The organism is Gottfriedia sp. S16(2024) (assembly GCF_050473765.1).
GTDB lineage: Bacteria > Bacillota > Bacilli > Bacillales > Bacillaceae_G > Gottfriedia.
In genome coordinates this window covers 2,216,384-2,234,816 of the sequence record NZ_JBFLUO010000001.1, presented here as the reverse complement: position 1 = coordinate 2,234,816, position 18,433 = coordinate 2,216,384, and the positions used below count along the sequence as shown (strand labels likewise).

Here is an 18,433-nt window from a genome sequence, read left to right as displayed (position 1 = left end):
CTATCAAGTAGAATCTGACTTCTTTTATAACTTATAATATAAAAACCCCTTATTCATAAATAGAATAAGGGTAAAATTTAACGTGGATCTTGGTAAAGAAAATGGTTTAATGTATTATAGCCCAAATAAAATGAATATACAAATATCCACTAAATATCTTTTAAAGAAGATAGTTTATTTAAAATAGATTAAGCTTGCTTAACTGTGATGTAGTAATAAAATGTACCTTATGCAACTATCCTGCATTTAGTTGCATAAGGTACACTTCTCGAAAAAATATTTTATACTTTCTAATCCATTAAGAAAACCACCTAAAAAAGGTGGTTCTAAATATACTTCCGATGAATATTCTTCCCATCATAACTAAACAACACAGACTTATTCTCTATATTTGTCTCCAAATGAACCCCTCTACCCCACAACTGATGAATATACGGCATAACCTTCTCAACATACTTAACATCAAGTTCCATATTTTCATAGGAATGCTTCAAATAAAGCTCACCATTTTTTAAATAATCTCCTTCTTGAACAACAATATAAGGGAATCCACCGTTTACTCGACTAACGACAAGTTGATCTCTTACATTCTCCCAAGCTTTATCCGTAACTTTATATTCCTTACCTTGTCGCTGGAATAAATACATATCTTCTCGCATGACAAGATCTTTCGTTAAGTAGTTTCGAATAAATGAACTATCAGACTCTAATTCTCGTACTTCAAACACTTTTTCTCTTCCGCTGCCAGGTTTAACACCTAGCTCACGCATTTCTTTTGTTGGATTATTATATCGCTCTTCAATATCTTCAAACATTCTCAATCCTAAATAATACGGATTAATACTTGTTTTCGATGGCTGAACTACTCCAGCATTAAGTTTTGCGTATTCGATTGCTTCATTTGAATCTAGATTTAATTCACGCAGGATGCGAATGTGCCAGTAACTTGCCCAGCCTTGTTTCTCTTAAAGATCTTAAATGTTCTTCTTAATTTAAGAGATATCTAGTGTAACCCTATATAATTTACAGTCTTACGTACTTATTTTGAAGCCCATCTTTATACTCACGTATTTCACCTTTTGCAACTAAATAACTTAAATAGGCATTAGTCTCTCCTAGTGCAATCCACTTTTCTAGTACACTTGAACCTATTGGAACTAAAGTATTGGATACTTGATAAGCACTCATCTCTCCTGTAATCTTCTCGAGTACGAAACCAATTCGTTCTTCATAATGATGTAGTAATTCGTTAATTCTCTCTTGTGCATCCATAAAAATGGGACCATGTCCTGGTAAAACTAATGAAATTTCCATTAATTGCATCGTTTTTAATGTCTCAAGATACATACTTAATGGATTTTTATTTCCATAGCCATGATATGAGATATAAGGAATAGTTTCTCTAGTCAAATGATCTCCTGAAAGAAGAATCTGTTCTTCACTATTATAAAAACAGATATGCCCATCCGAATGACCAGGCATTTGTATAGCTTCAAAAAGAAGCTCACCAATTGGATAAAGCCTATTTGTTTCTATGATACACACATTTTTCGGAAATCTGTTAGCTGATGTGTTCACAGGTTGTAATTGCTTTACTAGTTTCTGCGGCATGCCTGCTGTTAAATAAAATCTTGAAAATGATTCCGCATCTAGATTATTCTGTGCGACTGCTTGTTCTTTCTCACTTAGAAAAACATTCGCTCCAGTCTGCTGTTGTAATTCTCTTGCATATTCAAAATGATCAGGGTGATGATGGGTTATCAAGATACGCTCAACATCTCGAAGTGGTTCAATACTGTATTTATTAAACGCAGCTTCCCAGGCCAGGCGTGTTTCATTGCGATTCATTGCCGTATCGATTATTGTCCACTTTCCTTCTCTACGTGCTAAGTAACAATGAACATTATCATTCCAAAAAGGTAGTGGAATTGTTACTTGATAAATGCCATATCCTTTCATTTTTTCGATTCCTTCATTAATTAATTGCATAATGGAATTTTGCACCTCTACTTTAGCCATTTTTTTGGGGTATGAGGCTTTAACCTAAAATTTATTTCATACAATCTGATTATTTACAGCGTTTTTAACTATTTCATTGGTTTGGACTGGTTTTTCTTTTAAGAAAAGAGCACTTACTGCTGCTATCGCTGCTAGGACTGAGAAAAATATAAATACTTTAGTGAAATCAAAACTTCCACCTGTACGAACTGTTATTAGATAACCGGCTACTAACGGGGTTAGAAATGCCCCTAACTGACCACAACCATTAACTATTCCCGTTACACTACCGACAACTTCACTAGGGTATCTTTTTTGAAGTGCAGCTGTAAGAGAACCAGAGTTAAATGCTACAAAAAATCCTGAAGCCAATAGTAAAGTTAATAGCATAGGTGTATTTCCCTTACTAACAGATCCGAGCATCCAAAGCACGGGAATACATCCAATATAAGCAATCAGAGCAATTGGTTTCATTTTGTTAAATTTATCCATCAACCAACCTCCCATTAAAATACTGATGATACTAATTATTGGAGGTAATGCTGAGACAAATCCCATTTCCTTAATATTAAAGTTGTGTTGTTGAACTAAGAAAGTGCTAAGCCAAGTTGTGAACCCCCAAAGAATACCGATCTGACAAAACATCATCAGGCAAATCACATAGAAGGTACGATCTTTCAAGTAAATTTTGTGGTTAACTTTTTCCTTCGTAGTTACTTGTAGAGTTGCCTCTTTATTCAGATTTATAATGTCTAATTCACTTTTACTTATTCTACCTTTTTTATACATTTCTTCTGGTGTATCTTTAAAGAACAACCAAAGTAGTAAAATACCAATTACACCAGGAATAGCTAATGTGAAGAATACAGGTCTCCACTGACCGTCAAATAAGGAAGTAGAGAGATTAGTTAAGATGATAGGTACAAGTGCTAATCCAACGTAATTTGAAGTATTAAAAATTGAAAGGGCTTTACCACGTTCTGAATATGGGAACCAATTACTAATTGCTTTAGCTGAAGGTGGAAAATGATGTGCTTCTCCAAGCCCTAAACCTATTCGCAAAGCAATAAACTGGGTAAAATTTTTGACAAATCCAGTAACTACACTTACTAAAGTAAAAACAATTATGGCAACATTCATGACCTTTTTGGGTCCGAATTTATCCGCTAAAAATCCCGAAGTAACCTGACCGACCGCATACGCGAAAAAGAACGCAGAAGCGATTTGCCCAACTTGGACTGGCGTTAAATTCATATCTTTTTGTATGAATGGTAAGAAAGTTAACACAGCCACACGATCAAAGTAATTGATTATATATAGTAGCCAAACGATAAACAGTATAACGTATTTATATCCCCATAATTTCCTTACTGCATTTGACATATATTTTTACTCCCCTTCCTTTATTGGCTTTTCATATTTTTTAATCTTTCAATAAATTCCTAACCTCATTAACAATGCTGTCCCATACCTTAGAATTTGGATCAATAATTTCAAAATGTTCGACATTAGGTAACGTAATCATCTTAACTTGGTCACCTGCTTTTTCGGCAAGTTCTTTATATAGGACACTTAATTTTACTGGAACATTTACATCTAAATCACCATGAATCAATACTTGGGGAACTTTTAACGGAAGCAATTGAACTGGTGAAACCTCAGCATATCTTTCAGGTACTTCAAATGGTGTACCCCCTACATAGTCAGTTACTGGGTTATCAATTTTCATATTTTTTACTATTCTTTGTTTGTAATTGATCAGGTTATTCATAAGTTCTAAGTCAATTATGCCACCTAAACTGACTACTCCTTTAAGTAATAGTGGGGCACTGGATGTTTTTAATATACTATCTTCTTGTAGACGATAACGGCCCGCTAACCAGAAAGCAAGCTGACCTCCAGCTGAATGGCCCATTGCAACCACTTTTGTTAAATCCAAATCATATTGTTCGCCTATTGTTTCTAAAAAGTCTGTAGCATTGGCAACATCATTCAAAGTACCAGGATAAGCACCTCCAATATTACCTACCCTTCTATATTCAATATTCCATGTTGCTAGTCCACGTTTTGAAAGGTCTTCTGAAACGGCATCCATTAAATCTGCCGCAAATATCGATTTCCAAAATCCTCCATGAATAACAACAACTACAGGATGTGGTCCTGGACCTTCAGGAATACGTAATTCTCCGTATTGCCACTGATCATCACCATAATTCAAGCGTATCTTTTTTGTATTTCCAATTTCACTATCAACTCTCATGTAAACGCCTCCATTTTTCTGGGTACCTAAGGATTAACTTAAATTATTACACTCACATCTCTCCTCCTTTTTCCATTTGTAATACAAATTAAAAACTACTTCAAAAATAAGTAGTATTATACGATACTACTCTCGTTAAATGTATTATAGTTATTTTTCAGAATATTATCAATATTAATTTTAAAAATAGAAGTATTTTCCGGTACTACTATATACCGAACACATCTATTCAGTCATGTAGCAATCACACAAAGATTGGAAACTTAAAAATTATGAATCGTTGTATAGCTTGATTATTTTATTCAATCTAGTAGTATTTATATATACTCATCTACATTTAACAACAAAAAATAAATTTAAAAATTGCAAAAGGAGGTACATATGGTTGAACTTTTAAAAAAAATAGGATTATCTGACCTTGAAGCACGTTGCTATTTGGCATTACATGAAGAGCCTGGAATATCAGGTTATGAAGTAGCTAAAAGAGTGTCAGTTTCACGTACTAATGTTTATTCTGCTTTGAGATCATTAACGGACAAGGGTGCTTGTCGATGCATAGAAGGAGATCCAGCTAGATACGATGCTGTTCCCATAGAACAATTAACGAAACATTTACAAACAGAATTTGAACAAGTAACAAAAGTATTAGTAAACCAATTAAAGTCTCCAACTATAATTGCTCCTTCTTTTTATAATTGGCAAGGAGATAAGCAACTTAGTACAACTATTCGTCGAATAATTGCCAATGCAAAAGATTTCATTGTAATAGACATTTGGTCAGAAGATTTACATTGGGTTGAAGAAGACTTACTTGATGCTGAAAATAGAGGTGTCAATGTGATACTCATTACAATTGGAGAATGTCAAACAGCGCTTAAGAACATTTTTGTCCATATTCGAAGTGAAGATTGGAGCATTTCTAGTTTAAGAAATTTTTCTATTTTATGCGATTCAAAAAAAGCTTTAATCGGTGGTTTTGGAAATTCAACAAAACTCACTGCTTTAGAAACTGACCATCCATCAGTAGTTGGAATGTTAAAAACTGCTTTTTACCATGATCTAATCATGCAACATATTGAAAAAGATTTTCAATCTGCACTTGTGGAGAGATATGGTGAAAAATACAAAAAAATATTAGAATTTTACGCTTTTGAAAAAGGCTGGAATATATAAGTTAATGTTCTTTCCTTTAATTAATCAATCATAAAGAAAAGGTTGCTTGCGCAACCTTTTCTTTTTTTCCCATCCAATCGGATTCTGCAGTTTTCTGGCTAAAGGATCGCCAACTTTCTAAAAGTGCTTAACGGTTTATTGAGGCACTATATACAGATCCAGCATGACTTCGGATTTGTATTTGATGAAAAAAAATACCACCTCTAAGAGGTGGTATTATATATACTTCCGATGAATATTCTTCCCTTCATAACTAAACAACACAGACTCATTCTCAATATTCGTCTCCAAATGAACCCCTCTACCCCACAACTGATGAATATAAGGCATTACCTTCTCCACTTACTTCACATCAAGTTCCATATGTTCATAGGAATGCTTCAAATAAAGCTCACCATTTTTTAAATAATCACCTTCTTGTACAACAATATATGGAAAGCCCCCATTTACCCTACTAACAACGAGTTGATCTCTTACATTCTCCCATGCTTTATCAGTAACTTTATATTCCTTACCTTGTCGTTGGAATAAATACATATCTTCCCGCATAACGAGTTCTTTAGTTAAGTAGTTTCGGATAAATGAACTATCAGACTCTAATTCTCGTACTTCAAACATTTTTTCTCGACCACTGCCTGGTTTTACACCTAATTCTCTCATTTCTTTTGTTGGATTATTATATCTCTCTTCTATATCTTCAAACATTCTTAGTCCTAAATAATACGGGTTAATACTTGTTTTCGATGGCTGAACTACTCCTACATTAAGCTTTGCGTATTCAATTGCTTCATTTGAATCGAGATTTAGTTCTCGCATAATTCTTATGTGCCAATAACTTACCTAGCCTTGTTTCTCTCAACGATCTTCTTTTTGACTAAGAATCTTCTATTCCTTATTCAACATAATGGCAGATTAGTCATAATGAACGAAACAGCTCCATTTTGCTTATCGTAGGTTGCACTTGGCAAGAATGGTAGTAATCAAAAAGCCTACCCAAACCAAATGTAGAGCTACAAACAAAAGGAGCCGTGTATTATGAAGGTTGGTCAAAAATTTATTGGTTTAAACGTTTCAGAAGATATTATTGATGATGAAGGAAGAAGCCCATCAAGATTTCATGGGAATATCCAAAATACTCCAGAAGCTATTCGAAAACTTTTTAAGAAGTTAGGTGATCCAGAGAAATTAATAGTTTGTTATGAAGCTGGTTCAAGTGGATATAGTATTTACCGTCAACTTTTATCGATGGATATCGAATGGATTGTAGTTGCACCATCACTAATTCCTAAACGTACTGGAGATCGAGTAAAAACGGATCGTCGCGATTCATTACAGTTAGCTCAGCTTCTAAAACTTGATAATGCGTTTGAAGGATATTATTAAGTTCCTACTATTTTTTCACCTCTAGGCTTTACGCTATTTTCATCTGGTTCAAGTGTAATCCCAATTTTATCGAAAACTTCATTTTCCTGAAGTTCTAATGTCAAAATACCTGAGCCATTGTTATTTGGTTTAAATATCCCAGCATTTTTTCGCACTCCTTTGTTCAGTAACCACACTTGATAAACTTTTTTACCTTCCGTTTTTTGTAAGTTGTTTACTTGCACAATTAGCTTTTTTTCTTGACCTTGATGCACAATAAAGGCATGTCCATTTGCTTCACTTTGATTAACAGAAGATAGTGTAAGTGTAGATAAAATTTCGACTGGACGGCTACTCAGTTCCTTATTAATTGCCGTTTGATTACTCAACTTGGTATTTTTAAAATTGAATACGATTATAGTTAATAACGTTAAGATTAAGACAGTTGTTAAAGGTGTAAACTGCTGTTTTAAATAAGTTAACCAGTTTTTTAGTTTGATTGTGAATAAGTTTTGTTCATCTTTTTGTTGTGCAAATACAAATTCAAACACCTCAGATTTTAATGATTCTGGTACTTCTGTTTCTTCAATGTCAGATTGGAGGGCTTCCCAACTTTCTTTTATCTGATTATATTCATTATTACATTTCAGACAGGTTTCTAAATGTTCTTTAAATTCTCTTTGTTCTACTTTACTGAGTTCATTCGTAATATAAGGAAGTAAATGATTACATATTTTTTTCATTACTTAACCTCCTATGTTAAAATACTTTCTTAATTTCTTTAGTGATTGATGTAGTCTATTCTTCACGGTTCCTAAAGGCTCATCTTCCATTTCGGCAATTTCATGAAGTGTATACCCGTTCCAATAAAACAAATCTATTAATCTTTTTTGAGATTGAGATAACTTATCCTTTGCTTCTTGGAGTTCAAATTTATTTATTGTACCTGCTATTTCGTTGGTAGAATCTTCTATTTCAAGCTGTTTGCTAGAATGATGGTAGACATTCCATTGCCTATTAAAATTCTCATTACAATCTTTCCGAATATAATCTATACAAATATTTCGAGTAATAGTAAGTAACCAGTTTATAAATTCACCTTTTGTGTCATCATAAGTGCTTTTTGTTGTCCAAAGTCGCAAAAAAACCAGTTGAATAATTTCTTTCGTCTTTTCTTCGTTTCTTTGTGTAAACTTATAAACAAAACTATAAATTAATTTAATATAGCGATTATATAGTTCTTCTAATGCAGGACTTTGCTTTTTTTTGACTAAATTCATTAATTCAAAATCACTTTTATCCTTCAATCGTTGATGCTCCTCTCTTGAGGTATTTTATTAGTTTGATAGTAAAATTATATAATTGGAGGAGAATAAAAGGAACAATCAACATAGACGATTGTTCCTTTGTATTTGATAATTAATTTATTTAAATGTGGTGTCAGTATTCACAATATACCAAATCTCCTTAATTCCTTGTCCATTTACATCACCTTTTACTTTATCATTCACAAAATAATAGAGTGGATAACCTTTATAAGTAACTTGATTCTCTCCTGAATCTTCCCTTGTAATAGTTCCAAAGTCATTTTTATCAAATCCTACTGGCACTTTAAATTTATCTGCAGTAAATGGGGGCCAGTTTTTCAAACATTCTCCACTACAATTACTTTTTTCATATACATCATTTTTAAAATAATAAAGCGCCATTCCTTTGGAATCAGCTAAATATTTACCAACTTTAACGTTTTCTAATATTTGTAGTGTTGATATTTCTTGATTTCTTATTTTTTCATAATTAGAGGATTTAGTACTTTTTTCTGATTCTCCAATGTTACAAGCTGCTGACATCAGGATTGATGTTATAGTCATTAAAATTAACATCATTTTTTTCATCTGTATTCCTCCTTAATATTTTAGTTTCAAATTAGTAAACGGTCCTACCTTATAAAAGGTTTGAAAAACTTTATATCTTTTCATTTATTTTCTAAATCCATTATTCTTGTTTCAATATAAAGAAAACCCATAATTCTCTTTCCTGATGTCATGGGCATTTTATAATGTATTTTTCAGTTATTTCTCTATAGAATCTCTTGGTGAAGTAATAGCCCAACCAACTGGAGCTGCACCGACTGGATGGCTTAATGTTTTGCCTTCGATTACAGATGTACTATTATTTTTGACGAACGTGCCGTCTGTTTTAACATTGTAGTATGTACTCAAATTATTTACTTCCTTATCTTTAAAACTAAATGTAATCGCTGGAGTAAATTTATCAACAAGTTGGCCTGTTTCCATATCAGTAACTTTGAACGCAAAATTCATAATTACTATTTCTCCTTCTGGCGCATTAGCTTGGAAATTTTTATTATCCCCCTCAAGAACTTGAAAAGTAACGTCATGTTGAAACGTCCCTTCTGGGATCGCAATTTTAATTCCACTATGACTTATTTTTGCCGCTTCCCCTGCCTTAATTTTCTTTTCTGCAACTACATTAGTAAATCCGAACTGTGTAAAATCAGTAGCTGCGGAAGCTACAGCACCAAATAATAACATTGAAATAACTGACAGTACACTTGCAAGCGTAAAACGAAATTTCATTTTCTAACATCTCCTTCAGTTTTGTATTGGTCTCTCGTTATAGGTAACGAAGAATGCAACGATAAGGTTTGAAGAAACTGAAATTAAATAAAATTAAGTTATTATCGAACTAACAGACTCATGCTTATATTTTTCATATTAACTAGATTCTTGTCAATTTCTCCTTTTTCATCTATTTGATCATTAATTCAATTAAAAAAACTACCAATGGCAACTTCAATTGCAGAACAGGCAGCCATAAAAAATATTTAAGAATTTCTCATTTTTCCATTTAACTATCCCATAGGCTCCTATACTTGCTTTAGTTTTATAAAGGTATATTCTTCACTATTTTTTTAATGCAGAACAGTTTCTAAAAGGAATGAATATGGAATGGTTTTAAAATTCATATTGAACTAACGCATGCCTTAATTCAATTAAAGTGTAGAAAGCCTGTCAAATTAGAAAGTCTTTTAACAGAGCCTAAATTTATTAACGAAGGAATATTAGCATTGAAATAGAATAGTGCATTATAAGGAAACACTGATGAGGTGGAATGAAATGAGATTTACTAAATAGAAGCAATTATATTTAACTATTTTATTACTATTAACATTTTCATTGATTGGGTGTAGTGATAATCAGGTTACACAAGCAAAATGCGGAGAGAAGAAGGTTGTTAAAGCGAAATGTGTAGGAAACTTCTTATTTGAAGGAAAATCTGTTGAAAGTGTTACAATTTCAAGAGTCGGAGAGAATATGTTAGATATAAAAGAACCACATGCTTCATATCATCAAGATGCATCAATTGAACTTCAAATTTTTATTGATGCAATCAAAACAGCAAATAAAATTGATGGGATAGTAGATGTTGCAAAAGCTGACTACTATTTAACAATGTCATTTGAAAACAAAACAAGTTCACATTATTTTTTATGGTTGAGTGATGATGGAGGTTCAATTATGAATGAAAACGATTCAAATACAATGTACAGGTTACATTCAGATTTAATAAGTGATTTAAATAAATATATTAATGGTTATAAGGAATAATTAAATTAGCATAATAGATTCCTGGTTTCAATATCATTAAGTAATAACTCTTCAATCGTTTATCTATTATATATTTATTGATATATTTTAGGACTTTCCATTGCATCTTCAATTTTGAAACATGAACTAATTTTAAACACTACTTTGTCACTACTTCTTTTCCACCTTTTGATTTGTATAGTATTAATGAAATTCCTGAGTATGAATGTGGAAGATATTCAGCTTTACAATAAAAATTTCCATTATGAGCTTTATAATAAGGGTTGTTATTGAACGTTATTATCTGTTTCCCAAATCTAGCCTCTAAACTTCCACCTCCCCTTCCATTATATCTATTAATTATACATTTCCCTTGAATTAATTTTGTGTGTTGAGACATTGCGTCTGGTAAATCTTGTACAAGTTTTACAAAAGAAATGCTAGAAAACAAACAAACCATTAAAGCAACTACTAATCCGAATTTTTCCTTTAAGGATATTTGATACAATTTTCTATTCTTCTTAGTCTTTTTATATATTATTTTACTGTTCTTCTTTTTATAAAAATTCCAAATAGAAATTGACATACCAATAATTAAACCTAAATATATAATAGTTTGAAAAAAATAACTTAACATTAATTGATTACTTCCTTTCTAAATAAATTATTAAATAGCTATATTCTTACTGTCTTACCAATATAACTTCTAATATTAAACTGAGGGGCTATTAATAAATCAGCTCATCAGTGCTATTCAACTAAGGTTCCAACCACTGCACCTGTAACAAATCCTATTATTATTATAAATAGATTTCCATAAGACCCTTTAAGCCAGTCTACGTTGAAAATATAGGCTATTCCATACATAATCCCTATAGCCAACCAACCAAAAAAGACTTTTATAAAATACTTCTTCATTGTTGGCTCCTTTCTTTTGAATGAAATATCCATAAGTCTAATTATATTTTCTTATTATTTTGCTACATAAGTGAAACTTTGCGAGGTTAGCACAACATGAAAAAAAAATGCCGCAGAGATTGTTTTAGGCATTCCATAAATATTTATTCTCTTATCATTTATCCTATTCCTTGTTACTAACCTGCCATTTACTTTAATAAGAAAAAAGCTACCGAAGCAGCTTAAAGGTTATTTAACTAATGCACTGCGATAGTTGAACAAGAAAAAAATAAACAAGCATACTTAGGGGATAGTAATAGTGAGGTGAATTACTTCATGAAGAAGATTTTATTAACTTCATTTATGCTATTATTTATGATCCCAAGCACTACTTATGGTGAAAGTCTAGTAAATGCAAAATGCCCTCCAACTGAGAATTTACAAAAGCCAAATATAAAGGACAAAGATGAATTGATAAGTGCCTTAAATGACATTATTCCAAAGATATATGGAACAGATCTTAACCATAAAGAATGGAGAATCGAGAAAATTCAACCTGCTGCAAGCTTGACTGGATTCGAGAAACACTACTTCGGTATTGCAGTAACTTTTTGTGGTAAAGAAGTAGCAAATCACTCATGGTTCGTTCGACTAATATTCCCTAATGCTTCCAGCTGTCAGTGCTGCAACTGGAGAACTCTACATTGTTAAAGATCGGAATGATAACTGGATTCCTTGGTTTCAATATCATTAATATTTCAAATGTAATACAACTAACGCATGCGATAGTTCAATAATGTGAGTTGCTACGGCGGCTCATTTTTTTGTGCTAACTGGCAGTATTGTCGAATAAGAAAAGGGAAACGGTTATAAAAATAGAAGTTATTTTTATAACAAATTCATTAGATAAAAAGATATTTTTACAAATTAGGAGTGAAGTAATGTCTGAATATCGTGTTGTAGAATTAGAAAAATGGGAGAGAAAAGAATATTTTAATTATTACTTTTCTATAAATGTTACTCATGAAATGACAACGAAAATAGATGTAACTAATGCCGTTGAATATTGCCAGAATAATAATTATAGCTTCTATGCCTATATGATTTTTAATATTACGAAATCTTTTAACTCTATTAAAAATTACCGTTATGATCTTATTGAAGAGAAATTAGTATGTTGGGATTACCTAGTTCCTGCATTTACTATTTTTGATAAAGAAAAAGAAAAATTTCAATGTATTTGGTTAGATAAACTTGAAAGTATGGCCGAATTTCAATCTGCTTATAAAGCAGAAGTTGATAAATACGCTGGTTCCGATAAAATGTTTCCTAAAGTAAATCAACCTTTGAACACCTTTGATATATCAGCTATCCCTTGGGTAAGTTTTGATAATTTTTCTTTAAATATCGCTAATTCTTCTTGTTATTTGAAGCCAATAATTACTATTGGAAAGTATTCTAAACAAAACGGGAGATTATCTATACCTATTTCTATTAAATCTCACCATGCTACAGTAGATGGATTCCATGTAGCAAAATTTTTTGAAAAGCTAACAATGTATATTGAATAAGTAATTTGTTATTGTATTTATGATCTTCTAAACGTCGCATTAATTTTTAAATTCTAACATTCCTTATACAACTAACGCATACGTAGTTGTATAAGGATTACGAAAAGTTGACACTAAGTTGCCTTAGACTCTTTTTTAGAATCTAATATTTTGATAACAATATAGCTAATTATGACTGAGGATAGGATGAAATATAAATGGATTACATATCTAAGTGCATAAGCAGATAATAAAACTGTAACAATTGGAGATATTAAAATACTTCCCCATTTATTTTTAGTAAAAAAATAAATAGCAATTACGAAAAAAACTGCGGCTATTACTGGTATTAAAACAATCCATTCCTGACCTTCACCAATAATCATGTACCTATCCTTTAAGTAAGCGAATTTTTCCATTTTCAACCCCCTACTTAATGTACTTATTTGAAAATCCCTAATGTATAAAATAGGATTAAATACCAATAAATTCGATTTTTATTATTAGATTACCTCCATTTTTTCTTTAAAATAATTGAACAATTTATTTCACTCTAATCCAACTAAACTGCCATTTAGTTGCATAAGGTCCAATTACAGAAAAAAAGAATTCTATACTTTCTAATCCAAAAAGAAAACCACCTAAAAAAGGTGGCTCAAATATACTTCCGATGAATATTCTTCCCATCATAACTAAACAACACAGACTTATTCTCAATATTCGTCTCTAAATGAACCCCTCTACCCCATAACTGATGAATATACGGCATAACCTTCTCAACATACTTCACATCAAGTTCCATATTTTCATAGGAATGCTTCAAATAAAGCTCACCATTTTTTAAATAATCGCCCTCTTGAACAACAATATAAGGAAATCCACCATTTACCCTACTAACAACAAGTTGATCTCTTTACATTCTCCCATGCTTTATCGGTAACCTTATACTCCTTACCTTGGCGCTGGAATAAATACATATCTTCTCGCATTACTAGTTCTTTAGTTAAGTAGTTTCGTATGAATGAGCTATCAGACTCTAATTCTCGTACCTCAAACATTTTTTCTCGACCACTACCAGGTTTAACACCTAACTCACGCATTTCTTTTGTTGGATGATTGTATCGTTCTTCAATGTCTTCAAACATACGTAGACCTAAGTAATATGGATTAATGCTCGTTTTTGATGGTTGAACAACTCCTGCGTTTAGTTTGGCGTATTCAATTGCTTCATTTGAATCAAGGTTTAGTTCGCGCATGATACGGATGTGCCAGTAACTTGCCCAGCCTTGTGTCTTTTAAAGATCTTATTTTTGAGCAAGAAATCCAATTCATTATTCAACCGTAATAAAAGGATATTGTTGCCTGAGAGTATCAGCTAAAATGGAATTACATTTTAAGCTGATATTTATCTGATTGTTTAGTTCAGAATGAGAGCAAACATTTTTGAAGCAGTTTTTACCACATCACTCCCAAATGGATAATATCCATTTGCTCCTTTTTTTGATAAACAGTAATCTGGCATATTTTCAATCTAAAAACTAAGGTCTTCTCCATTAGTTGCTATCACTTTCTTGTACCAATCAAATGATTTTTTCTTTGTTCTTTTTAATGTTCCATTTCCTTCGTCGTCCATATCTACATAAATAAAACCATACCGTTTTTTCATCTCTCCAGTTCCTGCTGAAACTAAATCAATGCAACCCCATGGTGTATATCCCATTAAATCGACACCATCTAAAGTAACCGCCTTTTTCATTTCTGCTATATGATCTCGGAAATATTTGATCCGGTAATCATCCTCCACATATCCATTTTCATTTGGCTTATCAATGGTTCCCATTCCGTTTTCAACAATAAAGAGCGGTTTTTGATACCGATCATAAAGTTCAGATAAGGTGTATCTTAGACCAACAGGATCAATAGCCCAACCCCACTCCGTTTTTTCTAGAAAAGGATTTACATCCCCCATTTGTCCGCCGGTATCGGTATTCTGAACGATTTCAGCATGGTATACACTACTACGGTAAAAACTAAATGATAAAAAATCCGAAGGGTACGCCTTGATTATTTCGTCATCCCCCGGTTCTTTTTTTATGGTTACCCCCATCTCTTCAAAAAAGTGGTCGGCGTAAGATGGATAATATCCCCTCATCATAATATCAGAATAAATCAAAGCTCCTCTTCGATAATCCAAAGCTCCAAATACATTTTCCGGCTTACAATCTTTCGGGTAAATGCAGCTTAATGCAACCATACAGCCAATCTTTGCATCTGGAATAATCTCGTGACAAAGCTTATTGGCAAGAGCACTCGCAACAAACATATGATGCTTTGCTTGATAACGCGCCTGCGCTGTAGCCTCCCTGGTTCCCATAAAGGCGTATCCATTTAATACATTAATTTCATTTATGGTGATCCAATATTTAACTAAATCTTTATATCTTGTAAATACTTCTTTGCACATTCGTAAAAAACAATCTATCGTCTGACGACCGCCCCAACCATTAAAATGATGAGCCAAATAAGCAGGGGTTTCAAAATGATAAAGAGTGACTAATGGTTCGATATTATATTTTTTGCACTCTTTAAAAACATCTTCGTAAAATTTTAACCCTTCCTCACTTGGTTGTTCCCCTTCAATTCCACCCTTTGGGAAAATGCGGGACCAACTAAGAGATAGCCGGAAACACTTAAGACCCATTTCTCCAAAAAGGGCAATATCTTCTTTGTAATGGTGGTAAAAATCAACTGCTTTATGGCTTGGATAATAAACATTTTCATCAATATAGCCTGTTGCGCCTTCTGGTATGGTATCAATTTTTGGGTCCCCAGTAGGTCGTCGGTTTACCATTGTTTTTGTTCCATCATTTAACTTGATTGTAATTTTCCTTGGGCGGTCTGCAGTACCATTTGTTATGAAGTCGCTTGTAGCAAGCCCTCTCCCGCCTTCATTGTATCCACCTTCATATTGGTTTGCAGCCGTGGCTCCACCCCATAAAAAATTTTCTGGGAATGTTTTTTTCATTAAAGTTCATTTCCTTTCTAAATGCAAAACGGATTAAATAGTATAAACTACACATTTTATTTTTCTTTAATTAAAAAACTATGGATTTAAATACATATTTCTCCCCTTAATATCTTTGCAAGAATTATTATCCGAGAATTATTTTGAATAAAAAAAGCCCAAAAGTAGTTGGGCAATTCTAGTGGAACGTTTTGTTTTATACCTTTTTGATCAGTTTATGCAACTCGATGATTTCTCTGGCCATATCTTTAAGGGTCATTGAGTTCATCAAATGGTCTTGTGCATGAACCATAATAAGAGGAAATTCGACTTTCTCTCCCCCTGCTTCCTTTTGGATTAAGTCAGTTTGAACATGATGTGCTTCATTAAAGGCAGAATCTGCTTCGTTTAGTTTTTCTTCTGCTTCATCAAACTTGCCTTCTTTAGCTTTCTGCATCGCTTCCATCGCCAAACTTTTTGCATTCCCTGAATGTAGTATTAATTGAAATGCAAGATTGTATAGTTCTTCTTTATTCATGATTAACAGCCTTTCAAATGATTTACTAGGAAGGGGACATTCCCTTCTCCGTCCAATTTTGAATATATATTAAAATCCAGAAGTTTTATAACATCTCATCAAAGATCATTTTTCCAATTCTATCAGCAGATTGACCTTCATTGTCATATTACTTGTTAGAGATAGGCTCTAGTCAAACTAATGCCCACCTCACTTTACTACGCGATTATATTTTTTCTTTCACTTGCATTCATCGCATCTTCTTCTCTCTTCTTCGCTTTATCATATATTCTGAAGAATGGAGTATAAATTACGAATGAAATAACAATGTTAACTAAATTCATGACTGCACCTGAAATATGTCCGCCAGAAGCAAGATATCCTGAAATAATTGGCGGCATTGTCCAAGGGACTGCAATACCGGTTGGTTTTGCTACCAATCCCAAATCCATACCAAGAAAAGTTACAACCACGGTAACGATTGAAGTAACGACGAACGGAATAATCATGACTGGGTTTAACACGATTGGCAAACCAAAGATTAGCGGCTCGTTAATGTTAAAGATACCAGGAGCAAGAGCCAAACGACCAAGACTTTTCATTTGTTGTGATTTAGCAAACAATACCATTGAAAGAACTAAACCAAATGTTACACCCGTTCCACCGATGTGGACGAAGTTATCCCAGAATTGTTGTGTAACAATGTGTGGTAGAGGTTGACCAGCTTGATATGCTGTCATATTGTCACCCATAGCACCAAACCAAATTGGTTCCATTACACTTTTAACGATATTTGTACCGTGTAAACCAGTAGCCCATAGTAAAGTTACGAATAATTCAGCAACAATGGATCCTCCTAGAGTAAGACCTACCAATTTTAGCGGGTCACCTAAAAGGGTCGTAACTAAACCGTTAATACTTTCATAAGGGGTCAACTCAACAAGTAAACGTATTACCCAAACCACAAGAATAACAATAAAGCCTGGTATTAAAGCTGCAAATGATTTACCAACACTTGGGGGTACGCCTGCTGGCATTTTAATAACAATATCTTTTTTGACGAGCCATCGATAAATTTCTGTTGATAAGATTGCAAATAGTAACGCAACAAACAAACCTTTACTACTTAAGAAAGCTTTTGAAATCGCACCAGTTACCATCACTCCTGTTTCAGATCCAGCTGGAGTAAATAAGAAATTAAATGGTGTTGTTAATAGGAAAGCAGCAACTGAAATAGTACCCGCACTCATCGAGTCAAGCTTATAGCTTTCTGCTAGTCTGTATGCCACTGCAAATGCTGCGATTAGTGACATGATATTGAAAGTTGCATCTACTGGATAACTTAATTTAGCCGCCCAGTTTGTACCAAAAATTGAAGACATCCAATCAGCATAACCTGGAATTGGCAAGTTAGCCAGGATCAAGAAAAATGAACCAATTACAATGAATGGCATAGTCGCAATAAGACCATCTCGAAGAGCCGTTAGGTGCCTTTGCGCACCAATCTTTGCTGCAATAGGCATGACTTTCTCTTCTAGCATGGTGTTGAATTTACTCATCTACTTTTTCCCCTTTTTTTATTATTTATTATTTACTAAATTTATAGCAGTTTTTAGAACTTCTTCTCCATTACACATTCCGTAGTGAACTTGATTAATTGCATCCACTGGAATGCCTTTTTCTTCACCTAACCCTTTCAATTTTGGAAGCAAGTATCTTACTTGTGGTCCTAAAAGTAGGACATCAGCATTGTCAATGTGTTGATTGACTTGATTAGCTGGAACAGCCCAAATTTTTCCTTTTAAACCTTTTTCTTCTGCTGCTTTTTCCATCTTGGTCACTAGCAAGCTTGTACTCATTCCTGCTGCACAACATAATAAAATATTCATCTGTTTATTCCTCCTATTTATCCACAATAATATTTTTTTAAAACAACTAGCAAAATAATCTAAACAGTCTAATTTGGCAAATGCTTTAAGAGTAATTTAATCACCTTACTTTTATAGTTTATTTTGAAAGCGTTTAATTTTACAGAAATGATTTTTCCGTTACGTAACGGAA

The 18,433-nt window shown here is 33.0% G+C and carries 19 protein-coding genes and 3 pseudogenes; 5 read left to right on the top strand and 17 right to left on the bottom strand.

All coding sequences use genetic code 11. The features are described 5' to 3' along the window. Nucleotides 1-326: 326 nt before the first annotated feature. From AB1282_RS10405 to AB1282_RS10390, 4 genes and pseudogenes are all read right to left on the bottom strand, one after another. Nucleotides 327-959 (bottom strand): annotated as a pseudogene (locus tag AB1282_RS10405) (SpoVR family protein); the annotation flags it as partial. Nucleotides 960-1,023: 64 nt separating this feature from the next. Then, the gene (locus AB1282_RS10400) at nt 1,024-1,989 is read right to left on the bottom strand and encodes an MBL fold metallo-hydrolase (RefSeq protein ID WP_429899045.1); all 966 of its coding nucleotides are present in this window, start codon (nt 1,987-1,989) and stop codon (nt 1,024-1,026) included. Between the two features lie 66 nt (nt 1,990-2,055). Beyond that, complete coding sequence (locus tag AB1282_RS10395) at nt 2,056-3,381, bottom strand: MFS transporter (RefSeq protein WP_429899044.1); 1,326 nt, start codon at nt 3,379-3,381, stop codon at nt 2,056-2,058. Between the two features lie 40 nt (nt 3,382-3,421). Continuing rightward, entirely contained in the window at nt 3,422-4,258 is an 837-nt protein-coding gene (locus tag AB1282_RS10390; protein WP_056474800.1) for an alpha/beta hydrolase family protein, read from the bottom strand. A gap of 381 nt (nt 4,259-4,639) precedes the next feature. On the opposite strand from AB1282_RS10390, the gene AB1282_RS10385 reads away from it, so the two are divergent. After that, nucleotides 4,640-5,431, top strand: coding sequence for a TrmB family transcriptional regulator (locus AB1282_RS10385; protein ID WP_056474797.1), 792 nt, complete (start codon nt 4,640-4,642; stop codon nt 5,429-5,431). Between the two features lie 216 nt (nt 5,432-5,647). On the opposite strand, the pseudogene AB1282_RS10380 reads toward AB1282_RS10385, so the two are convergent. Next, nucleotides 5,648-6,268, bottom strand: a pseudogene (locus AB1282_RS10380) (SpoVR family protein); the annotation flags it as partial. A gap of 198 nt (nt 6,269-6,466) precedes the next feature. Here AB1282_RS10380 and AB1282_RS10375 point away from each other — a divergent pair. Beyond that, nucleotides 6,467-6,814 (top strand): IS110 family transposase, encoded by a 348-nt coding sequence (locus AB1282_RS10375; RefSeq protein WP_429899043.1) that lies wholly within the window; start codon nt 6,467-6,469, stop codon nt 6,812-6,814. Here AB1282_RS10375 and AB1282_RS10370 read toward each other — a convergent pair. From AB1282_RS10370 to AB1282_RS10355, 4 genes are all read right to left on the bottom strand, one after another. Further along, nucleotides 6,811-7,536: an anti-sigma factor gene (locus AB1282_RS10370; protein ID WP_056474795.1), complete on the bottom strand. Its 726-nt coding sequence runs from the start codon at nt 7,534-7,536 to the stop codon at nt 6,811-6,813. The two genes, AB1282_RS10375 and AB1282_RS10370, sit on opposite strands and share 4 nt — an antisense overlap. Before the next feature lie 3 nt (nt 7,537-7,539). Continuing rightward, on the bottom strand, nt 7,540-8,100 hold the full coding sequence (locus tag AB1282_RS10365; protein ID WP_056474792.1) for an RNA polymerase sigma factor: 561 nt from the start codon (nt 8,098-8,100) through the stop codon (nt 7,540-7,542). Between the two features lie 117 nt (nt 8,101-8,217). Then, nucleotides 8,218-8,688: a COG4315 family predicted lipoprotein gene (locus tag AB1282_RS10360; RefSeq protein WP_429899042.1), complete on the bottom strand. Its 471-nt coding sequence runs from the start codon at nt 8,686-8,688 to the stop codon at nt 8,218-8,220. A gap of 177 nt (nt 8,689-8,865) precedes the next feature. Beyond that, nucleotides 8,866-9,393 (bottom strand): hypothetical protein, encoded by a 528-nt coding sequence (locus AB1282_RS10355; protein WP_429899041.1) that lies wholly within the window; start codon nt 9,391-9,393, stop codon nt 8,866-8,868. A 600-nt stretch (nt 9,394-9,993) separates the two neighbouring features. On the opposite strand from AB1282_RS10355, the gene AB1282_RS10350 reads away from it, so the two are divergent. Continuing rightward, entirely contained in the window at nt 9,994-10,425 is a 432-nt protein-coding gene (locus AB1282_RS10350; RefSeq protein ID WP_429899040.1) for a hypothetical protein, read from the top strand. 139 nt (nt 10,426-10,564) lie between these two features. Here the strand turns inward: AB1282_RS10350 and AB1282_RS10345 are convergent, their stop codons facing one another. Both AB1282_RS10345 and AB1282_RS10340 read right to left on the bottom strand, forming a co-directional pair. After that, nucleotides 10,565-11,041 (bottom strand): hypothetical protein, encoded by a 477-nt coding sequence (locus AB1282_RS10345; protein ID WP_056474781.1) that lies wholly within the window; start codon nt 11,039-11,041, stop codon nt 10,565-10,567. 113 nt (nt 11,042-11,154) lie between these two features. After that, a complete protein-coding gene (locus AB1282_RS10340; protein WP_156339727.1) occupies nt 11,155-11,322 on the bottom strand; it encodes a hypothetical protein in 168 nt (55 codons plus the stop codon). 315 nt (nt 11,323-11,637) lie between these two features. On the opposite strand from AB1282_RS10340, the gene AB1282_RS10335 reads away from it, so the two are divergent. Both AB1282_RS10335 and AB1282_RS10330 read left to right on the top strand, forming a co-directional pair. Next, on the top strand, nt 11,638-12,012 hold the full coding sequence (locus tag AB1282_RS10335) for a hypothetical protein (RefSeq protein ID WP_429899039.1): 375 nt from the start codon (nt 11,638-11,640) through the stop codon (nt 12,010-12,012). A 230-nt stretch (nt 12,013-12,242) separates the two neighbouring features. Further along, the gene (locus AB1282_RS10330; RefSeq protein WP_429899038.1) at nt 12,243-12,872 is read left to right on the top strand and encodes a CatA-like O-acetyltransferase; all 630 of its coding nucleotides are present in this window, start codon (nt 12,243-12,245) and stop codon (nt 12,870-12,872) included. A gap of 113 nt (nt 12,873-12,985) precedes the next feature. Here AB1282_RS10330 and AB1282_RS10325 read toward each other — a convergent pair whose 3' ends face one another. The 6 genes and pseudogenes from AB1282_RS10325 to AB1282_RS10300 all read right to left on the bottom strand — a co-directional run bounded on the left by AB1282_RS10325 (nt 12,986) and on the right by AB1282_RS10300 (nt 18,261). Beyond that, the gene (locus AB1282_RS10325; protein ID WP_429899037.1) at nt 12,986-13,270 is read right to left on the bottom strand and encodes a hypothetical protein; all 285 of its coding nucleotides are present in this window, start codon (nt 13,268-13,270) and stop codon (nt 12,986-12,988) included. A gap of 236 nt (nt 13,271-13,506) precedes the next feature. Beyond that, nucleotides 13,507-14,140, bottom strand: a pseudogene (locus tag AB1282_RS10320) (SpoVR family protein); the annotation flags it as partial. Nucleotides 14,141-14,382: 242 nt separating this feature from the next. After that, entirely contained in the window at nt 14,383-15,876 is a 1,494-nt protein-coding gene (locus tag AB1282_RS10315; RefSeq protein ID WP_056471253.1) for a family 1 glycosylhydrolase, read from the bottom strand. A gap of 196 nt (nt 15,877-16,072) precedes the next feature. After that, nucleotides 16,073-16,393 carry a PTS lactose/cellobiose transporter subunit IIA gene (locus AB1282_RS10310; RefSeq protein WP_056471255.1) on the bottom strand — a complete coding sequence of 107 codons (321 nt, stop codon included), beginning with the start codon at nt 16,391-16,393 and terminating at the stop codon, nt 16,073-16,075. Between the two features lie 197 nt (nt 16,394-16,590). Beyond that, entirely contained in the window at nt 16,591-17,931 is a 1,341-nt protein-coding gene (celB, locus tag AB1282_RS10305) for a PTS cellobiose transporter subunit IIC (protein WP_056471258.1), read from the bottom strand. 21 nt (nt 17,932-17,952) lie between these two features. Further along, nucleotides 17,953-18,261: a PTS sugar transporter subunit IIB gene (locus AB1282_RS10300; protein ID WP_056471261.1), complete on the bottom strand. Its 309-nt coding sequence runs from the start codon at nt 18,259-18,261 to the stop codon at nt 17,953-17,955. Nucleotides 18,262-18,433 lie beyond the last annotated feature (172 nt).